Source organism: Gracilibacillus salitolerans (genome assembly GCF_009650095.1).
GTDB classification, from domain to species: Bacteria; Bacillota; Bacilli; order Bacillales; family Amphibacillaceae; genus Gracilibacillus; species Gracilibacillus salitolerans.
Genome location: NZ_CP045915.1, coordinates 2439589 through 2457155 on the forward strand (window position 1 = coordinate 2439589; position 17567 = coordinate 2457155).

General features: G+C 35.4%; 17 protein-coding genes. 15 read left to right on the forward strand and 2 right to left on the reverse strand.

From position 1 onward, the window contains the following. Positions 1–300: 300 nt before the first annotated feature. Positions 301–732, forward strand: coding sequence for a hypothetical protein (locus GI584_RS11410; protein ID WP_153791299.1), 432 nt, complete (start codon positions 301–303; stop codon positions 730–732). 149 nt (positions 733–881) lie between these two features. Here the strand turns inward: GI584_RS11410 and GI584_RS11415 are convergent, their stop codons facing one another. Together GI584_RS11415 and GI584_RS23840 are read right to left on the reverse strand one after the other, a co-directional pair. Continuing rightward, positions 882–1373: a CotY/CotZ family spore coat protein gene (locus GI584_RS11415; RefSeq protein ID WP_153791300.1), complete on the reverse strand. Its 492-nt coding sequence runs from the start codon at positions 1371–1373 to the stop codon at positions 882–884. Positions 1374–1898: 525 nt separating this feature from the next. Continuing rightward, positions 1899–2045 (reverse strand): hypothetical protein, encoded by a 147-nt coding sequence (locus GI584_RS23840; RefSeq protein WP_194842185.1) that lies wholly within the window; start codon positions 2043–2045, stop codon positions 1899–1901. Between the two features lie 191 nt (positions 2046–2236). Here GI584_RS23840 and GI584_RS11420 point away from each other — a divergent pair, with 191 nt between their 5' ends. The 14 genes from GI584_RS11420 to hfq all read left to right on the forward strand — a co-directional run bounded on the left by GI584_RS11420 (position 2237) and on the right by hfq (position 17531). Beyond that, complete coding sequence (locus GI584_RS11420) at positions 2237–2524, forward strand: hypothetical protein (RefSeq protein ID WP_153791301.1); 288 nt, start codon at positions 2237–2239, stop codon at positions 2522–2524. A 706-nt stretch (positions 2525–3230) separates the two neighbouring features. Continuing rightward, the gene (locus tag GI584_RS11425) at positions 3231–4028 is read left to right on the forward strand and encodes a TIGR00282 family metallophosphoesterase (RefSeq protein WP_153791302.1); all 798 of its coding nucleotides are present in this window, start codon (positions 3231–3233) and stop codon (positions 4026–4028) included. A 125-nt stretch (positions 4029–4153) separates the two neighbouring features. Further along, on the forward strand, positions 4154–4414 hold the full coding sequence (locus GI584_RS11430) for a stage V sporulation protein S (protein ID WP_003468886.1): 261 nt from the start codon (positions 4154–4156) through the stop codon (positions 4412–4414). A gap of 76 nt (positions 4415–4490) precedes the next feature. Further along, positions 4491–5408 (forward strand): dipeptidase, encoded by a 918-nt coding sequence (locus GI584_RS11435; RefSeq protein WP_153791303.1) that lies wholly within the window; start codon positions 4491–4493, stop codon positions 5406–5408. A gap of 109 nt (positions 5409–5517) precedes the next feature. After that, complete coding sequence (gene miaB, locus GI584_RS11440) at positions 5518–7095, forward strand: tRNA (N6-isopentenyl adenosine(37)-C2)-methylthiotransferase MiaB (protein ID WP_100360551.1); 1578 nt, start codon at positions 5518–5520, stop codon at positions 7093–7095. Beyond that, positions 7096–7515, forward strand: coding sequence for a YlbF/YmcA family competence regulator (locus tag GI584_RS11445; RefSeq protein WP_100360550.1), 420 nt, complete (start codon positions 7096–7098; stop codon positions 7513–7515). A 326-nt stretch (positions 7516–7841) separates the two neighbouring features. Next, positions 7842–8537, forward strand: coding sequence for a vancomycin resistance response regulator transcription factor, VanR-F/VanR-M family (gene vanR, locus GI584_RS11450; protein ID WP_153791304.1), 696 nt, complete (start codon positions 7842–7844; stop codon positions 8535–8537). After that, positions 8530–9645, forward strand: a complete 1116-nt coding sequence (locus GI584_RS11455) for a sensor histidine kinase (RefSeq protein ID WP_153791305.1) — start codon at positions 8530–8532, stop codon at positions 9643–9645. The genes vanR and GI584_RS11455 overlap by 8 nt, the downstream gene beginning before the upstream one ends. 101 nt (positions 9646–9746) lie before the next feature. Next, positions 9747–10631: a VanY-A/VanY-F/VanY-M family D-Ala-D-Ala carboxypeptidase gene (gene vanY, locus GI584_RS11460; protein WP_153791306.1), complete on the forward strand. Its 885-nt coding sequence runs from the start codon at positions 9747–9749 to the stop codon at positions 10629–10631. 298 nt (positions 10632–10929) lie between these two features. Further along, positions 10930–11493, forward strand: coding sequence for an outer spore coat protein CotE (gene cotE, locus GI584_RS11465; protein ID WP_100360547.1), 564 nt, complete (start codon positions 10930–10932; stop codon positions 11491–11493). A gap of 326 nt (positions 11494–11819) precedes the next feature. Then, complete coding sequence (gene mutS, locus GI584_RS11470; protein WP_153791307.1) at positions 11820–14423, forward strand: DNA mismatch repair protein MutS; 2604 nt, start codon at positions 11820–11822, stop codon at positions 14421–14423. Then, complete coding sequence (gene mutL, locus GI584_RS11475; RefSeq protein WP_153791308.1) at positions 14424–16265, forward strand: DNA mismatch repair endonuclease MutL; 1842 nt, start codon at positions 14424–14426, stop codon at positions 16263–16265. 67 nt (positions 16266–16332) lie between these two features. Continuing rightward, positions 16333–17268 carry a tRNA (adenosine(37)-N6)-dimethylallyltransferase MiaA gene (gene miaA, locus GI584_RS11480; RefSeq protein WP_153791309.1) on the forward strand — a complete coding sequence of 312 codons (936 nt, stop codon included), beginning with the start codon at positions 16333–16335 and terminating at the stop codon, positions 17266–17268. 38 nt (positions 17269–17306) lie between these two features. Beyond that, on the forward strand, positions 17307–17531 hold the full coding sequence (gene hfq / locus GI584_RS11485; RefSeq protein WP_100360543.1) for an RNA chaperone Hfq: 225 nt from the start codon (positions 17307–17309) through the stop codon (positions 17529–17531). The last annotated feature ends 36 nt before the right edge of the window (positions 17532–17567 follow it).

Genomic DNA, 17567 nt, shown 5'->3' on the forward strand with positions numbered 1-17567 from the left:
ATAAACCATATCAACTGTATTTTCTAATCGGTCTGCAACGTCTTTACTGGAACACCTTTATTAATGAAATAGGAATCAATATCAGCAATTCCTTATATTAAAAAAATAGGTAAATGAGATGAAGAATGAAAATACAAATATTAAAAAGATTTAGTTGAAAAATACAGAAATCAATAATATTGCGTTAGCTATGTAAGTATCATTTATTCACGCTACTTTTGCTTTAAAAATTCTATAAATTCTTCCAATAAATACAATATGATATAGTATATAGTAAATAAGTGATTAGGAGTTCAGTATATGAAAAATAACTTTTTGTTTTTTTTGTTTGTGTTCTTATTAGCTTTAGTCGCTTGTAGTGTAGAAAACAAGAGTATATTTAATGAAGAGAATGATGCTACAGAATCTGTATCTGAAAGCAATTATTCTAATTCAAAGACAACACAAGAGATTGACGATGCAATTACTAAAATTATCAGTTATCCATCAAAGTCCTCTAATCCTAATGATTATATTACTGAAAATCAAAAGGAGTTCGATTTTATTGTTAGCAAAGAAGGTTTATCTTTAAATTATCTCATAAAACAATTTGAAGCTTCTAAAACAGATGGTTTAAAGGAACAAATCATGGCTTCTGCTTGCGTGGTAATTTTAGGAGAAATGAATCCAGTAGATAACTGGTCTTCAGGGCGAGAATGGTACGAAGAATATATAAATGATAATAACTTGTAAACATAAAACTCGCTTAACTCACACACATCACAAATAAGTAAAGGTTTTTCCATTTTATAATCAAAATGCTATAATTTTAACCAAGAAAGTAAGTATACCTTCATTGAAAAGACTCTTCCAGCTATTGCTGGAAGAGTCTTAAATCATCATTAAAGCACTGAAACAGCAGGTAAGCAAGTAATTGCACAGAAGCAGTCTAAATCTACCGTAATACAGATACCAGTACGTTGTAAGTCTTTAATTTTTTCGTTGTCAAGTTGCTCACAAGGATCGCCACAAGTTGTGTCATCGTTGTCGAACACTAATAGTTCTAATACTGCACAGCAGTCCTCATCATCCACTTCTGTTACTCGGAAAATAAAACTGCTAAAGCATTCGAATCTACCGTCACTAACTTCAGTGCCGAATCCTTTAAAAGGTTTTCCTTTTTTATCATATAGAATAAAAGGTACTGTATCTAAGCCGTTACCTCGCGCTGGTGATACTAAATCTTGGATAGATCGTGCACAGCTTACATCACATCCAATTTCTACAACGTTATCTTGTGCATCAGCAATCGCACGGACGACATCGCAGACACAGCTATCTCCATTACTAATTACACCACCAACATCGTCATTGCGTCCTACGTTTTTTTTCAATATACTACACTCCTCTTTGGAAAGGTTTTGTTAACAATAATAATCTATGAAGGAATTGTATATCGGTATAGACTCTAAGCCTTATTTACTGTAATTTATGCTATGTACACGATATTTTAAGTTAATATATAACCTAAGCTTTGACGCGACAAATCGCGCTTAACTTTATTCACAGGATCAAATTTTAAAATTTCCTTGAACAATAAAAAAAGAAGATTTCACCAAAATCTTCCATGTTACTCTACACCCTCCACTAATAAGTAGTGGGTTTTCATTAATATTCTATGATATGATCAAGGGAACAAGTCTGCCTTCATTCCTTGCTGATATTGATCCCTAAGCATTTTGGAATATTAGCGAGGAATATTTCATTTCTTTTTAACTTTTTGATACTCCCAAAATAACTCTCTGATCTCGTCACATTCCCTTATAGAATTTGCTTTGAAAATTTTTTTATGAATTAATATAATTATTACTTATGTAAAGACGACCTAACTATTGTGTAGGCCGTCTTGGATGTGGTGATTATTGTTGTCCTTGATTTCCTATATTTGTAGCATTAGAAAGAAATTTTTGAATTTGTTGTCCTTGCCCTTGTCCGTTCATCATATTGTATGCTGCAATGCCTACACCGATTGAACCAAGTACTGATAACCATTGTATATTTCTCATGGGAATTCCTCCTAATTAGATATCGGCTATTTCAGCCTTTAATATGTTGTGAAGAAGGAATACAAAAATGTGTGGAAATCATTTCTCTGTAATATGTAAAAATTAGAAAATTTAATTACTTAAAATATGAGTAAAATATCACTAAACGATTAAAATAAAAATGTTCCAAAAAGCTATAAGGAGGTTAATACATGAAAAGAATTGCCACAGTAATGATGTTTGTGACTTTATTGATTGGTGTTTTAACAGCATGTGACATGGGTAACGACAACAACATGAATGAACAACCAGAAAATATTAATTATGACCCTGCTCGTTTTAATAATGAAAATGGGGACGTTAATAATAATAGGGGTCCTGATATTGATACTGATCCTCGTGATGTAAGGGATCCTAATGAGGTTGACACACCGAATAATATGGATGAAGAAGAACCAGATCCTGACGAAGAGCCCTCTGAAGAAAGAAGAGGTCATTAAGGATTGAAAAATAGGGAAGCAAAAAAATTCCGCTCCTCTCAAACTATATAGGGTAGTCCAACGTGAGAACAACTGATATACGAATTTTAAAGCTCTTGACGACAAATTAATTCGGGTCGCCAAGGGCTTTGGTTAGTATTAGTGATCCCTATATTATATTTCTTAAAGCACTACGTAAACGCAATTCTTAAACTTTCTCTCCCAGTGTGAAGCATCTTAAGAATATTCTGATGTATATGTAGCTTCGGTTCACGCTTTTCTCAATAGCTTTTTCAGTTCGATCAATATATAAGATTCGTTTTTTAAAAAGATGTTTTGGTTACATAACTTATTCATATCGTTCTGGATCACTTCAATAGCCATAGACAAAAAATAATGGCTGGATGTTTTGATGTCTTGCTTATTATATAGTGACATCTCCACCACGTTAGGTATCTATAGTGGAAGGTGAAGAATAAGAAGTTTGTGGATTAATTTCTAAGCACCTACCGAGTAGGTGCTTTAGTTTTGCCCACTATCATCTACCGACGTATTATTTTTAATCCCAAAACAGCCCCAAGAGTAACGCGAAATATCTTCATTAGGCATTTGCGTTTTGTGAGGTTTCATAGTAAAGTGTTGATATATTGGGCTTTTTGAGTTCTTTAGTATAGAGTTTGCAACTAGAATAAAAACTATGGTTACTAAAATAGAAAGGTAGACGTACATGAAGATTTTATTTATTGGTGACGTTGTAGGTTCACCAGGCAGAAATATAGTACAAGAATATTTACCAAAATTAAAAACGAAATATCAACCGCACGTAACAATTATTAACGGTGAAAATGCAGCAGCAGGTAAAGGGATTACCGAGAAAATTTATAAGAGCTTACTTGAGTGGGGTGCACAGGCGCTTACAATGGGGAATCATACATGGGATAAGCGAGAAATCTTTAACTTTATTGATGATGCCACCTATATGGTTCGACCGGGAAATTTACCGCCCGATACGCCTGGAAATGATATTGTCTACATTAAATCCAATGGGCAAGAAATTGCTGTTATCAATTTGCTTGGCAGAACGTTTATGCAGCCAGTCGATGACCCGTTTCGTAAACTAGAAGAATTGATTAATAAGGCAAAAAAACGAACCAATATTATTTTTGTTGACTTTCATGCAGAAGCTACAAGTGAAAAACAGGCTTTTGGATGGTTTTCTGATGGAAAAGTAAGTGCGGTTGTCGGAACCCATACACATGTGCAAACGGCAGATAATCGTATATTACCAAATGGCACAGCATATATAACTGATGTTGGTATGACAGGTCCTTATGACGGAATATTGGGAATGGAAAGAGAAGCTGTCATTAAGAAATTCCTAACTGGATTGCCTGTCCGATTTGAGGTTCCGAAAACAGAGCGTGCCCAATTAAGTGGTGTATTAATTGATGTCGATAACGCTTCTGGAAAGGCAATAAAAATCGATCGCATTCAAATAAATGATGATCATCCATTCTTCACCTAAACCATCATTACCACCGAATGATTTGAAATTTTAACTGCTATCCTTCATAATAAAAAGGAATATCTTTAAATATCATGAATATAGTAAAAGTGGAATAACAATAGCATTTGAAGGAGGTACCAGGAATGGATATATTAAAAGTTTCAGCAAAATCAAACCCGAATTCTGTAGCAGGCGCACTTGCAAATGTATTACGTGAACGTGGTTCAGCGGAAATCCAAGCGATAGGTGCTGGTGCACTTAATCAAGCAGTGAAAGCAGTTGCGATCGCACGTGGTTTTGTTGCTCCAAGTGGAGTGGATCTCATTTGTATTCCAGCTTTTACTGATATTATGATTGATAATGAAGAACGTACAGCTATAAAGTTAATTGTCGAGCCGAGATAATACGGAATATTAGTAGCCTGTTTGTTAGATGACAAACAGGTTTTTAAATGCTATTTTTTATGTAGGAGTGGAGCACATGATTATCGATTGTCATTGTGATGCGTTATATAAAATGTGGTCGCACCGTATCGATTTTGATGATGATTCGGTTTTGGATGTGAATTATCAAAAATGGATGGATAGTCCTGTAAAAGTGCAGTGTTTCGCCATTTATATTCCAGAACACATCCCAACAGAATCAAAATTCACTGTAGCATTACATATGATTGATCTTTTTTTTGAGAAAATTATTAAACCGTTTTCTAATATTCATTTCATTCAAACGAAAGAAGAGATTGAAAGATTGGAACCAAACGAAAAAGGTGCCATGCTGACATTAGAAGGGTTGGATTGTATAGGGGCGGACCTGTACAAATTAAGAATACTGCTTCGACTGGGCGTCAAAATGATTGGTATGTCTTGGAATCAAGCAAATCTAGCTGTAGACGGAATAGGGGAGCCGAGAGGAAGCGGACTTAGCTCACTGGGAAGAAAAGTAATCCAACTAGCTAATCAACAGAAGGTATGGATTGACCTCGCGCATATTTCTGAACAAGGATTTGATGAAGCAGTAGCACTTAGTGACTTTTTGATAGTCTCTCATGCAAATAGCCGATCGGTTTGTCCACATTCTCGTAATCTTAATGAACAACAAGTACGTAAAATTATCGATAATAATGGATTAATTGGCATCACGTTCGTTTCATATTTTGTGACAACAAATGATAATGCCACTGTCAACGACCTCTTGAGACATATATCTTATTTTCTAAGTGTTGGCGGTGAAGATCATCTCGTATTTGGATCGGATTTCGATGGAACAGACCAATTTGTTGACAATCTATCTTCCGTTAACCAATACAGCTTTTTGCAAGCCGCATTGAAACGAACATTTTCTGCATCAGTCATCCAGAAAATCAGTTACCAGAATTTTATCAAGCATTTTCCTGGATAATTGATAAAATATCAATTAATTCGCTTTGTATTTACACGGTTTATCCCCTATAATAGATGAAGTAGTTTTATCTTAGGATTGATTAGGGGTAAGAAAGGAGATAAATAGCATGAACGAGAAACAACGATTAGAAAGTAAACAAATCAACCAAAAGAGTTCGACGGACGTAAAATCCGATGCGAACGATAATTTAGATCGATTAAAAAACATGTCAAGTGATGATTTGATTTCGAGATATTTTCAAACAACTTATGAACCACCTAACATGCGTAAAGCAAAAAAACGTTTAAAAAAAGACGTAGATATTCATTATGATTTTGACATTCCATTAGAGATGAGAGCAATTGGTAAAGGGAAAAAATTTCTTATTCGTACTTATGGTTGCCAGATGAATGAGCATGACACAGAAGTAATGGCAGGTATTCTAACGCAAATGGGTTATACCACAACAGAAGATACAAACGATGCCGACATTATTTTATTAAATACATGTGCGATCCGTGAGAACGCAGAGAATAAAGTATTTGGTGAACTCGGGCATCTTAAATCATTGAAAACAGAAAATCCTGATTTAATCTTAGGAGTCTGTGGATGTATGTCTCAAGAAGAGTCAGTTGTTAATCGTATCTTGAAAAAACATCCTTTCGTTGACTTGATTTTTGGTACACATAACATTCACCGTTTACCACAATTAATTAATGAAGCGATGTTTGGTAAGGAAATGGTTGTCGAAGTTTGGTCTAAAGAAGGCGACATTATTGAAAACCTTCCAAAAGCTCGTAAAGGTAAAATCAAAGCATGGGTTAACATTATGTACGGCTGTGATAAGTTCTGTACCTACTGTATTGTCCCGTATACCCGAGGTAAAGAGCGTAGCCGTATGCCGGAAGATATAATTCAGGAAGTGCGTCACCTTGCTGCACAAGGATACAAAGAGGTTACATTGTTAGGGCAAAATGTTAACGCATATGGGAAAGATTTGGAATTTGATTATGGTCTAGGTGACTTAATGGAAGAAATCAATAAAATTGATATTCCACGAGTTCGTTTTACTACGTCACACCCTAGAGATTTTGATGATCGCTTAATTGAAGTATTGGCAAAAGGTGGTAACCTGTTAGATCACATTCACTTACCAGTTCAATCTGGCAGCTCTGATATCCTTCGTGTAATGGCTCGTCGTTACACAAGAGAAAGCTACTTAGAATTAGTAAGAAAAATTAGAGAAGCAATGCCAAACGCTACATTAACAACTGATATTATTGTAGGCTTCCCAAATGAAACAGATGAACAATTTGAAGAAACAATGACACTTGTAGAAGAAGTTGGATTTGAAAGTGCTTATACGTTTATCTATTCTCCTAGAGAGGGTACACCATCTGCACGATGGGAAGACAATATCCCGATGGAAGTCAAGAAAGAACGTCTGCAACGCTTAAATGCATTAGTGAATAAACAATCAGCAGAAGCGATGAAACAGTATAAAGGTGAAACTGTTAAAGTACTAGTAGAAGGTGAAAGTAAAAAAGATCCTGATGTTTTATCAGGTTATACAGAGCGAAATAAATTAGTGAACTTTAAAGGACCAAAATCTGTCATTGGTGAAATTGTTGAGGTGAAGATTACTAACACTAAGACTTGGACATTAGATGGAGAAATGGTCGAATCAGCAGTTGAGGTGAAATAAATGGCAAAATATACTAGAGCAGAAGTGATCGAGGAAGCTCATAACTTAGCTAACAAAATGGCTAACATTGAAGAAATCGACCGCTTTAAACAATTAGAAGCAAAACTTAATGAAAGCAATAAAATTCAAAGCTCGATTAAAAAAATTAAAGCATTACAAAAACAAGCAGTTAACTTCCAAGCTTACGGGAAACATGAAGCATTAAAACGTGTGGAAGCAGAAATCGATCGCCTCCAAGAAGAGATAGATGAAATTCCTGTTGTGCAGGAATTTAAGGAATCACAAGTTGTTATAAATGATCTTCTTCAGCTTGTGACCAATACAATTGCTAGAGAGATTACAAATGAAGTGATTCGCTCTACAGACGGAGATGTATTAGCCGGAGAAACAGGATCAAAAAAAGGACAAAGCCATTGTTAAGAATAAATAAAAAGCATGATTAACTAAAAGGTTAGGTACCGACCCCCGAAAGTTAGTGAAAAATCTAACTTTTGGGGGTGTTTTTATGGCTAAATATAGTGAAGAATTTAAAATGGTGCAGTTCGGAAAGTTGTATATTCAACACTTGGACTATACTTCTTGAATAAGACATGGAAATAATAGAAAATAGAAAGAGTACTATTTTATTCAATTACCTGTCATGCTAAATTAGAACTGGTTGATATTTGAAGAGTTACGTAGCGTATAGATTGTAAAATATTACAAATTCACTACATATACCTATGTGTATCCAAGGAGTGGAATAGATGAAACGTGTATCCATTTTAATAACTGATGATGAGCAGGAGATTAATGATCTAATTGCCATTCATTTAGAAAAAGAAGGTTACCATGTTTTAAAAGCATCTAATGGAAAAGAAGCCATTCATGTTATCGAGACCCAAGTGATTGATTTGTTAATCTTGGATATTATGATGCCAAAAATGGATGGATATGAAGTAGCCCGTCGCATTCGTGACCAATATAATATGCCTATCATATTTTTGAGCGCTAAAACTTCTGATTTCGATAAGGTACATGGACTTGTTATTGGAGCAGACGATTATATGACTAAACCTTTTACACCCATTGAATTAGTTGCTCGTGTAAATGCTCAGTTAAGACGTTTTATGAAGTTGAATCAACCCCAAACAGATAATAAATTGATCTTGGAATTTGGTGGGCTAGTTATTTCGCCTGAGGAACGCACAGTTATGCTGTATGGTGAAAACATTGAGTTAACGCCCAAAGAGTTTGATATTTTGTATTTACTTGCTAGTCACCCAAAGAAGGTTTATAGTGTGGATAATATATTCCAGCAGGTCTGGGGCGAAGCATACTTTGAAGGCGGCAATACCGTTATGGTCCATGTACGGACATTGAGGAAAAAACTTAAAGAAGATAATCGGAAATATAAATGGATTAAAACTGTTTGGGGAGTGGGGTATGCATTCAATGGTTAAAATGGTACGCAGTTTTCGTTCAAAGATGGTGTTATTGTTTGGATTAAGTATACTTTTTTCTGGTATTATTACGTATTTTATCTTTAAAGGTCTGCAACTTTATTATCACGCTATAGTAGACTATGAAGATCCGTTAGCAGATTTTCGTTTATTTATAGGAAGGATTGGAGACATCAATTTCTTTTTACTACTATTTATCCCACTTTCCATCTTGTTTTTCTATTTACTTACTAAGCCTTATTCTAAATACTTCAATGAGATTTCGAATGGAATTCATTATCTTGCTCGTGGTGACTTTACACATATTGTACAAATCCAATCAAATGATGAATTTAAAGACATTGCGCAGGACATTAATCTGGCAAGTGAAAAATTGCAACAAGCCATCGAAAGAGGAGATTTTTCGGAAAGTAGTAAGGATCAATTAGTCGTAAATTTAGCTCATGATCTGCGTACACCGCTCACCTCTGTATTAGGTTATTTAGATTTAATCCTAAAAGACAATGGTTTGACACAAGAACAGGTGAGGCATTTTTTGATGATTGCTCTTACCAAATCTCAGCGTTTAGAAGGACTGATTGATGAATTATTCGAAATAACTAGAATGAACTATGGTATGTTGCCAGTAAATAAAAAGAAAATTGATTTATCTGATCTTCTTCATCAATTGAAGGAAGAATTATATCCTATCTTCGAAAAAAATGATTTAGTTGCCCGAACGAATATGATTTCCCCTTTACCTATTTTAGGTGACGGGGAGCTGTTAGCACGTGTGTTTGAAAATCTTCTGACTAATGCAAATCGATATGGATATGATGGACAGTTTATAGATATAAAGGGTTTTATTGATTCGGAGGAAGTTGTTATTCAAATCGTGAATTATGGAGATCGTATACCTCCGGATGAACTTCCACATGTCTTTGATATGTTTTATACAGGTGATAAAGCACGATCTCATAAAGAAGACAGTACAGGACTTGGTTTGTTTATTGCGAAAAACATTGTCGAGCAGCACAATGGAACTGTTCATGTTGATAGCGACTTAATACGTACGATATTTGAAGTGCGTTTACCAAAGGAAAGTGAGCCAAACAATGAACAGGTGTAAATTCAAGATGCAAATTTAAGAAAAATTTAATATTTACCCCACTTTTTATTTTAAAAGTTTTTCCTATACTTTAATCAACTAAAATGAAGGAGGAACTGAAAATGAAAAAGTGGGCCGTTTTATTGTTTTTGTTAGTATGCTTAGGTATTTCATATGTTTATATAGCACCCAGTCTCCAAGATAATGTAGAGGTAGAGATTCAACCGTATAATCTGAATAACAATGATACATTAGATGCTGAACTGTCTTCTGACAGTACCCAACAGATAAAAATTACAGAAGATCAGATTAATCGCGGAAATCTAGTTTTGGTCAACAGTGAATATCCAGTTGACCAAGAAAGCATAAAATCGGATATTGTAAATTTATTTACACACAAAGAGTTGACACAAGGATACGTGTTGTTGGAGGCAGATATTTACTTATCAGAAGATGTCGCAAGAAAATTTTCAGAGATGGCCGCTGTTGCTGAAAAAGAAGGGGTTAATCATTTTTTAATTAGTAGCGGCTTTCGGGAATTTGAAGAACAAAGAGAACTTTATCAAGACATGGGGACTGAATATGCTTTGCCAGCTGGACATAGTGAACACAATTTAGGTTTAGCGCTCGATGTAGGTTCTACAGAAACATCCATGTATAAAGCATCAGAAGCCGAATGGATAAAAGAAAACTCTTGGAAACATGGCTTTATTTTACGCTATCCTGAAGACAAAGTTGACGTTACAGGAATTGAATATGAACCTTGGCATATTCGTTATGTTGGTTTACCACATAGTGCGATTATGAAGGAAAAGAATTTTGTTTTAGAAGAGTATCTGGATTATCTCAAAGAGAAAAACAAGGTTTCTGCTGAGGTTGATGGTGACAAATATACTGTTTCTTATCACCCTTTTTCCGAAAACATGACTATTAATATATCGGAAAATCACGAGTATGAGATTTCAGGAAACAATATGGATGGAATAATTGTGACCGTCCACGAATGATAGATGAATAAGATGAGGTAACTGTAGAGAATGATCAAACTTTATTCTAAAGCTACACTGTGAAGGTAGTGATGTTCTGATTTTCGTTTTTAGAATATTGTTATTCAGATAAACAAAGTGGATCTGGTGTGGAGATTGATATTTTTTATTTATCCCTTTTTTACATATGTACACATTTCTGGGCAACTGCATAGGATGAAGTAGGCGCTATGGCTAACATTTTTTTAAACGAATGAAGGCACTATAGACGAATATCTCGCATATGATGGAATTGAAATAAGAGGGAGGTTATAATTCGATGTCTTATCTAGACCAACAATACCGAGAAATTATAACAAAAGCGGTCATTGGAAAGGGAAGAAAATTTAAACAAGAAACGAACACCATCACACCTATGCATCGTCCATCCAGTATATTAGGTTGTTGGATTATCAATCATAACTATCATGCAAAATTAGTGAAAAAAGATACTGTTGAGATTAAAGGAAGTTATGATGTCAATGTATGGTATGCATATAATGATAATACAAAAACTGAAGTAGTAACAGAGCGAGTAGAGTACTGTGATCATGTACCGTTATCTATTCGAGATAAACACCATATTGGTGATGAGTGTGAAGTTATTGCTAAAGTCATTCAACAACCAAATTGCTTAGAATGCAGCATTGAAACGAAAGGTAATAAAATTAAAGTAGATGCAGAAAGAGAATTTCTAGTAGAAGTGATCGGTGAAACTAAAATCTCTGTTAAAGTAGACCCTAAAGGTAAAGTCTACGATGATGAAGATTGGGATCTAGCAATCTCAGATGATGAATTTGATGACATTGATCCAGATTTCCTAGACGATCATGAAGAAGAGTAAAGCATACAGTGTGGGGAATGCTCACACTGTATTTTTTTTAGAAAACATATGCCAACTTAAGCAATTTCAGAGGCGGAATACCTTTTCATAGGCACGCTGAGATGGCCGAGGCCGTGCCCATGGAAAGTACGATATCTTGCCGAAACGTTTCATAACACTCACCTTTAATCAGTATGGAAAAGATCAAATTTTAAATATTATTGTTTGCAATTTGCATCTATTTCGAATCAGAAACAAAGCAAGTCTAGTTTCTCTTAATTGTTTATCTGATTTCTTCTTCTATGCTATAATGTTACAAGAAATGAATGATGTTGGGGGATACTAGAATGAGTCATACGCCAATGATACAGCAATATTTAAAAATAAAAGCAGATTATCAGGATTGTTTTTTATTTTTTCGTTTAGGCGATTTTTATGAAATGTTTTTTGAGGATGCCAAAAAAGCAGCCTTGGAACTTGAAATAACACTTACGAGTAGAGATGGCGGCGGAGATGGAAGGATTCCGATGTGTGGAGTTCCTTTTCATTCTGCAGAAAACTACATAAAAGCATTAATAGATAAAGGTTATAAAGTTGCGATCTGTGAACAAGTTGAAGATCCCAAAGTGGCAAAAGGTGTAGTCAAGAGAGAAGTAGTTCAGCTAATTACACCGGGTACTGTGATGGAAGGAAATATGCTGGATGATAAAGAAAATAATTATCTGGCTGTTGTGACAGAAATAGCGGATCAGCAATTTGCATTTGCATATACCGATATGTCCACAGGCGAAACCTTTGTAATGGAAATAAAACGTGGATGGAATGCAGTATTAAGTGAGCTATATAATCGTCCAATTAAAGAGGTAGTGGTGGAACAAGACTTCGCTACTACATTAATTGATGAATTAAAAGAGAAAATGCAATTGACGGTTTCCTATGCAATAGAAACACATTCTAATCAAGCAATCACAGAGCTTGTCAAAGATATTTCAGATGACCAACTAAAGCAGACTTGTATGGTTTTATATCAATATTTATTCCATACACAAAAACGGGCGATAGATCACTTGAAGCAAGCACAAGTGATTGAGCTTGCTGAATATATGACCTTAGATATGTATTCACAACGTAATTTAGAAATTACTTCCTCGTTATTGCGAAAAGAAAAGTTTGGCAGTTTATTATGGGTAATCGACCGAACCGTAACGGCCATGGGAGCACGGAAACTAAAGAAATGGTTAGAACGCCCTCTGCTGACACAATCTTTAATTGAGAAAAGACTAGATTTAGTGAACGGTTTCTATGACCAATTTTTTGAGCGGGAAGAAATTAGGGAAGCCTTGCAATCTATATATGATATGGAACGATTATCAGGAAGGGTATCGTTTGGAAATGTGAATGCAAGGGATTTAATTCAATTAAAGAGGTCTTTAGCAAAAGTACCGTTTATCAAAGAGCAATTAAAGCAGTTTGATAGCAAAGCTGTACAAGCATTTTCCGATAGTATGGATCCTTTACCAGAACTTTTCGAACTTTTGGATAATAGTATTGCAGAAGATCCACCAATCTCAATAACAGAAGGTAACCTTCTTAAGGATGGTTACCATCAGGAATTGGATCAATATCGTGATGCCTCTAGGAATGGTAAGCATTGGATTGCAGAACTAGAACAGAAAGAGAAGGCCGAAACGAATATTAAATCATTAAAAATCGGATTTAATAGAGTGTTTGGTTATTACATTGAGGTAACTCGTCCGAATTTGCCAATGATCCCGGAAGGACGTTATCAACGTAAGCAAACATTGACGAACGCCGAACGGTTTATTACCGAAGAATTAAAAGAAAAAGAATCATTAATTCTAGAGGCAGAAGAAAAAAGTGTTGAACTGGAGTATCAACTTTTTCTTGAACTAAGAGAAAAAGTGAAGATGTATATTCCATATTTACAGAGATTAGCAGAAACAATAAGTGAGATCGATGTCTTACAAAGCTTTGCAACTGTAAGTGAAGAGAACAATTATGTCAGACCGAACTTTACGAAAGACCATCATATTTACTTAGAAGAAAGTCGACACCCGGTTATTGAAAAAGTGATGAAAGATGAACAATTTGTTCCTAATACAATTGAATTGGCTGATGATAAGCATCTTTTATTAATCACTGGACCGAATATGTCAGGTAAAAGTACTTATATGCGTCAGTTAGCTTTGACGATTATTATGGCTCAAGTTGGTTGTTTTGTACCTGCTCAACGTGCAGAGTTATCGATTACAGATCAGATTTTCACCCGTATTGGTGCAGCAGATGATCTTGTATCAGGTCAAAGTACTTTTATGGTCGAAATGCTGGAAGCCAACCACGCGGTTCAACATGCTACAGAAGATAGTCTTATATTACTTGATGAAATCGGGAGAGGGACAAGTACATATGATGGAATGGCTCTTGCTCAAGCGATTATTGAATATATTCACGATCATATTAAAGCTAAGACACTCTTCTCTACTCACTATCATGAATTAACGAGTTTAGAAGATAACTTATCAGCCCTCAAAAATATTCATGTGCGAGCCGAAGAAATTGAAGGGAAAGTAGTCTTTCTTCACCAGATTCACGAGGGGGCAGCAGATGAAAGCTATGGAATTCATGTAGCCCAATTAGCTGGCTTACCTAATCCATTAATAAAACGAGCTAATGTTATTTTGTCACAATTAGAAGGTACCTCTAGTAACAAACCATTATCCTCAAAAAATAGGGAAGAAGACAACTTTGAAATAGAACAAATTGCCTTTTTTGCACCAGAAGAACCTGCTAAAAAGGGAAAAAAGTCAGCAGATCATGAGATAATTGAAAATTTACAGAAGATAAAATTGTTGGAAATGACACCGATGGACGCCATGAATGAGCTTTACCAATTGCAAAAGAAAGCACAAGGAGCAAAGGGGCGAAAATAAATGCAAATCAACGAACTTCCGGATTATTTAGCCAATAAGATCGCGGCTGGTGAAGTCGTAGAACGCCCAGCCTCTGTTGTGAAAGAGTTAGTTGAAAACAGTGTTGATGCTAACAGCAGCTGGATAAAAATCGAGATTAAAGAAGCAGGCTTACAGGAAATCAAAATTACAGATGATGGGAATGGTATTCCACACGATCAGTGTAAGAAAGCTTTTTTACGACACGCAACAAGTAAGATAAAAAGTGAAAATGACCTTTTCCATGTGAGAACATTAGGTTTTCGAGGAGAAGCTCTAGCCAGTATTGCAGCAGTTAGCCGATTAGAAATCAAAACCTCTACAGGAACAGAAGCAGGAACAAGATTGGTATTAGAAGGTGGCCATATTAAAGAAGAGGGAAGAAGTGATGCAAGACAAGGAACAGAAATCACTGTCCAGGATATCTTCTTTAATACTCCTGCCCGTCTCAAGTATTTGAAGACGGTACATACAGAGTTGGGTCATATTACGGATATTATTAACCGCATGGCTTTCTCTCACTCCGACATCCGTTTTGAGTTAACACATAACGAGAAACGAATTTTCCAGACCACAGGTAAAGGCGATTTGAGACAAATCGCAGCCTCTGTATATGGGATGTCAGTAGCGAAGCAAATGATACCGGTGCATACCAGAACCTTAGATTACGAAATAAATGGCTATATTGCAAAACCGGAAGTCAATCGAGCATCAAGAAACTATATTACTACTATTGTTAATGGGCGTTTTATTAAAAGTATCGGACTGGCGAGAGCTATAACGAATGGTTTTCATACCTTTCTTCCGATTGGAAGACAACCTGTTGTCGTACTAAACATTACGATGGATCCCTATTTAATTGATGTTAATGTGCATCCAACTAAACTAGAAGTTCGTTTCAGTAAAGAAAAAGAGTTATTTGAAGCAGTCTCACAAATGATTAAAGATACATTTCATCAACAAACACTGATACCTTCTGGTCAGAAGAAAAGTAAACCAAAAGATAAATCAGAGCAGCCACAATTTGAGTTTGACAGGCATCAACCGATTGAGAGACAATCGAAGAAGGAATCTCTTCTTCAGGAGACCACTCAAGGTCCGTTAGACGATATTGAAATAATACGCGAGACAGAACATGTTGGTAGTAGTATTACAATGGAAAAGAATGAACATAATAGCAATGACTTTGATGAAGACATGGAGATTCAAAACAAACAGGAAGAGGTAGTGAAAGATGCGAATCGGGTACCAGTCATGTACCCAATTGGTCAACACCACGGTACGTATATTTTAGCGCAAAATGATGAAGGGCTTTATATTATTGACCAACATGCAGCACAAGAGCGAATAAAATATGAATATTATCGTGATAAAATAGGAGAAGTAGAAGGACATGTACAAGATTTATTAGTCCCACTAACCTTCGAATTTACTCAACAAGAAGCACTTTTTATTGAACAATATAAAGAAGAGTTACAAAAAGTAGGGTTATTTTTTGACACATTTGGCCAAAATGCCTATATAGTGCGTTCGCATCCATACTGGTTTCCAAAAGATGAAGAAGCAGAGATTATACGAGATATGGTAGATCAATTGATCCAGGAAAAACAAGTCAACTTGCACAAGTTAAGAGAAGAAGCGGCTATTCTCATGTCCTGTAAACGATCCATCAAAGCTAATCATTATTTAAATATGGATGATATGCAACGACTGCTTGATGACTTGAGAAAATGCGAAGAGCCTTTTACATGTCCGCATGGAAGACCAATTATTATCCAATTCACCAAATATGAAATGGAAAAAATGTTCAAACGAATTATGTAAATAGATGAAGAAACAGAAAATGTAAGGTATACTGTAAGAAAGCATTGTCATTATTGGAAGTGATAACTTGAAAGAGAAATTAGTCGTCATTGTCGGTCCAACTGCGGTAGGGAAAACAGCTTTATCTATTGAGATTGCCAAAAAATTTAATGGTGAAGTAATAAGTGGGGATTCCATGCAAATATACAGAGGATTAGATATTGGCACTGCAAAAGTAACTGAAGCAGAAAAAGAAGGAATACTTCACTATATGATAGATATTTTAGATCCGACCGAATCCTTTTCAGTTGCTGACTTTCAACAACGAGTGCAGGACAATATTGATACGATCCAACACAAGAATAAATTGCCGATCATCGCTGGCGGGACTGGTCTATATATACAATCGGTATTATATGATTATCAATTCGCCGTAAGTGAGCGGTCTGGTGAATATCACAAGCAAATAGAGTCTGAAATTGAACGTGAAGGAATTGATTCCGTTTATCAACGCTTGAATAGGGTAGATCCTTTACAAGCGGAAAAAATTCATCCTAATAATCATCGACGCCTTATCCGAGCGCTTGAAGTCTATGACCGAACAGGTATGACAATGACAGAGTATCAACAAAAGCAACAAGAAGAATCGCGTTTTGATTTTCGCATTGTCGGTTTACAGATGGATCGCGAGCTCTTATACGAGCGGATAAATAAACGTGTTGATCAAATGGTAGAAGCGGGTTTGATAGTTGAAGTAAAACGACTTTACCAGAACGGTCTGGAAAATACACAGGCGATGAGAGGTATTGGTTATAAAGAAATATTACCTTATTTAAAAGGAGAACAATCTTTAGAAGAAGCTATAGACACGTTAAAAAGAAATTCGCGTCGGTTTGCTAAACGGCAATATACTTGGTTTAAAAATAAGATGCCAGTTGACTGGTACTCGATTACTTTAGAAACGAAGAATCAAGTTTTTCAAAATATTTTAACAGATTTAGAAGGATTCTATAAAGAAACATAGAATATAAAAAACATAGAGAAATTAGAGGAGGTACTACCATGTCTCAATCTGTCAATATTCAAGATCAGTATTTAAATCAACTTCGAAAAGAACGTATTCCGTCTACTATTTTTTTAACTAATGGATTCCAATTACGTGGAGTCATTAAAGCATTTGATAATTTTACTGTGCTGCTTGAAACAGAAGGGAAGCAACAATTAATTTTCAAGCATGCTATATCCACTTTTGTTCCATCTAAAAATGTTACGCTTGATAAGGAATGAAGAAGCTTCGATGGCGCTATCTTTAAGTAGCGCCTT

Bases quoted from the DNA above. Each gene is read 5' to 3' on its own strand.
- GI584_RS11410 (WP_153791299.1), top strand. From the start codon at position 301: ATGAAAAATAACTTTTTGTTTTTTTTGTTTGTGTTCTTATTAGCTTTA.
- GI584_RS11420 (WP_153791301.1), top strand. From the start codon at position 2,237: ATGAAAAGAATTGCCACAGTAATGATGTTTGTGACTTTATTGATTGGT.
- GI584_RS11455 (WP_153791305.1), top strand. From the start codon at position 8,530: ATGGTTAAAATGGTACGCAGTTTTCGTTCAAAGATGGTGTTATTGTTT.
- GI584_RS11430 (WP_003468886.1), top strand. From the start codon at position 4,154: ATGGATATATTAAAAGTTTCAGCAAAATCAAACCCGAATTCTGTAGCA.
- miaB (WP_100360551.1), top strand. From the start codon at position 5,518: ATGAACGAGAAACAACGATTAGAAAGTAAACAAATCAACCAAAAGAGT.
- vanY (WP_153791306.1), top strand. From the start codon at position 9,747: ATGAAAAAGTGGGCCGTTTTATTGTTTTTGTTAGTATGCTTAGGTATT.
- GI584_RS11435 (WP_153791303.1), top strand. From the start codon at position 4,491: ATGATTATCGATTGTCATTGTGATGCGTTATATAAAATGTGGTCGCAC.
- cotE (WP_100360547.1), top strand. From the start codon at position 10,930: ATGTCTTATCTAGACCAACAATACCGAGAAATTATAACAAAAGCGGTC.
- GI584_RS11425 (WP_153791302.1), top strand. From the start codon at position 3,231: ATGAAGATTTTATTTATTGGTGACGTTGTAGGTTCACCAGGCAGAAAT.
- mutS (WP_153791307.1), top strand. From the start codon at position 11,820: ATGAGTCATACGCCAATGATACAGCAATATTTAAAAATAAAAGCAGAT.
- hfq (WP_100360543.1), top strand. From the start codon at position 17,307: ATGTCTCAATCTGTCAATATTCAAGATCAGTATTTAAATCAACTTCGA.
- GI584_RS23840 (WP_194842185.1), bottom strand. From the start codon at position 2,045: ATGAGAAATATACAATGGTTATCAGTACTTGGTTCAATCGGTGTAGGC.
- GI584_RS11445 (WP_100360550.1), top strand. From the start codon at position 7,096: ATGGCAAAATATACTAGAGCAGAAGTGATCGAGGAAGCTCATAACTTA.
- mutL (WP_153791308.1), top strand. From the start codon at position 14,424: ATGCAAATCAACGAACTTCCGGATTATTTAGCCAATAAGATCGCGGCT.
- vanR (WP_153791304.1), top strand. From the start codon at position 7,842: ATGAAACGTGTATCCATTTTAATAACTGATGATGAGCAGGAGATTAAT.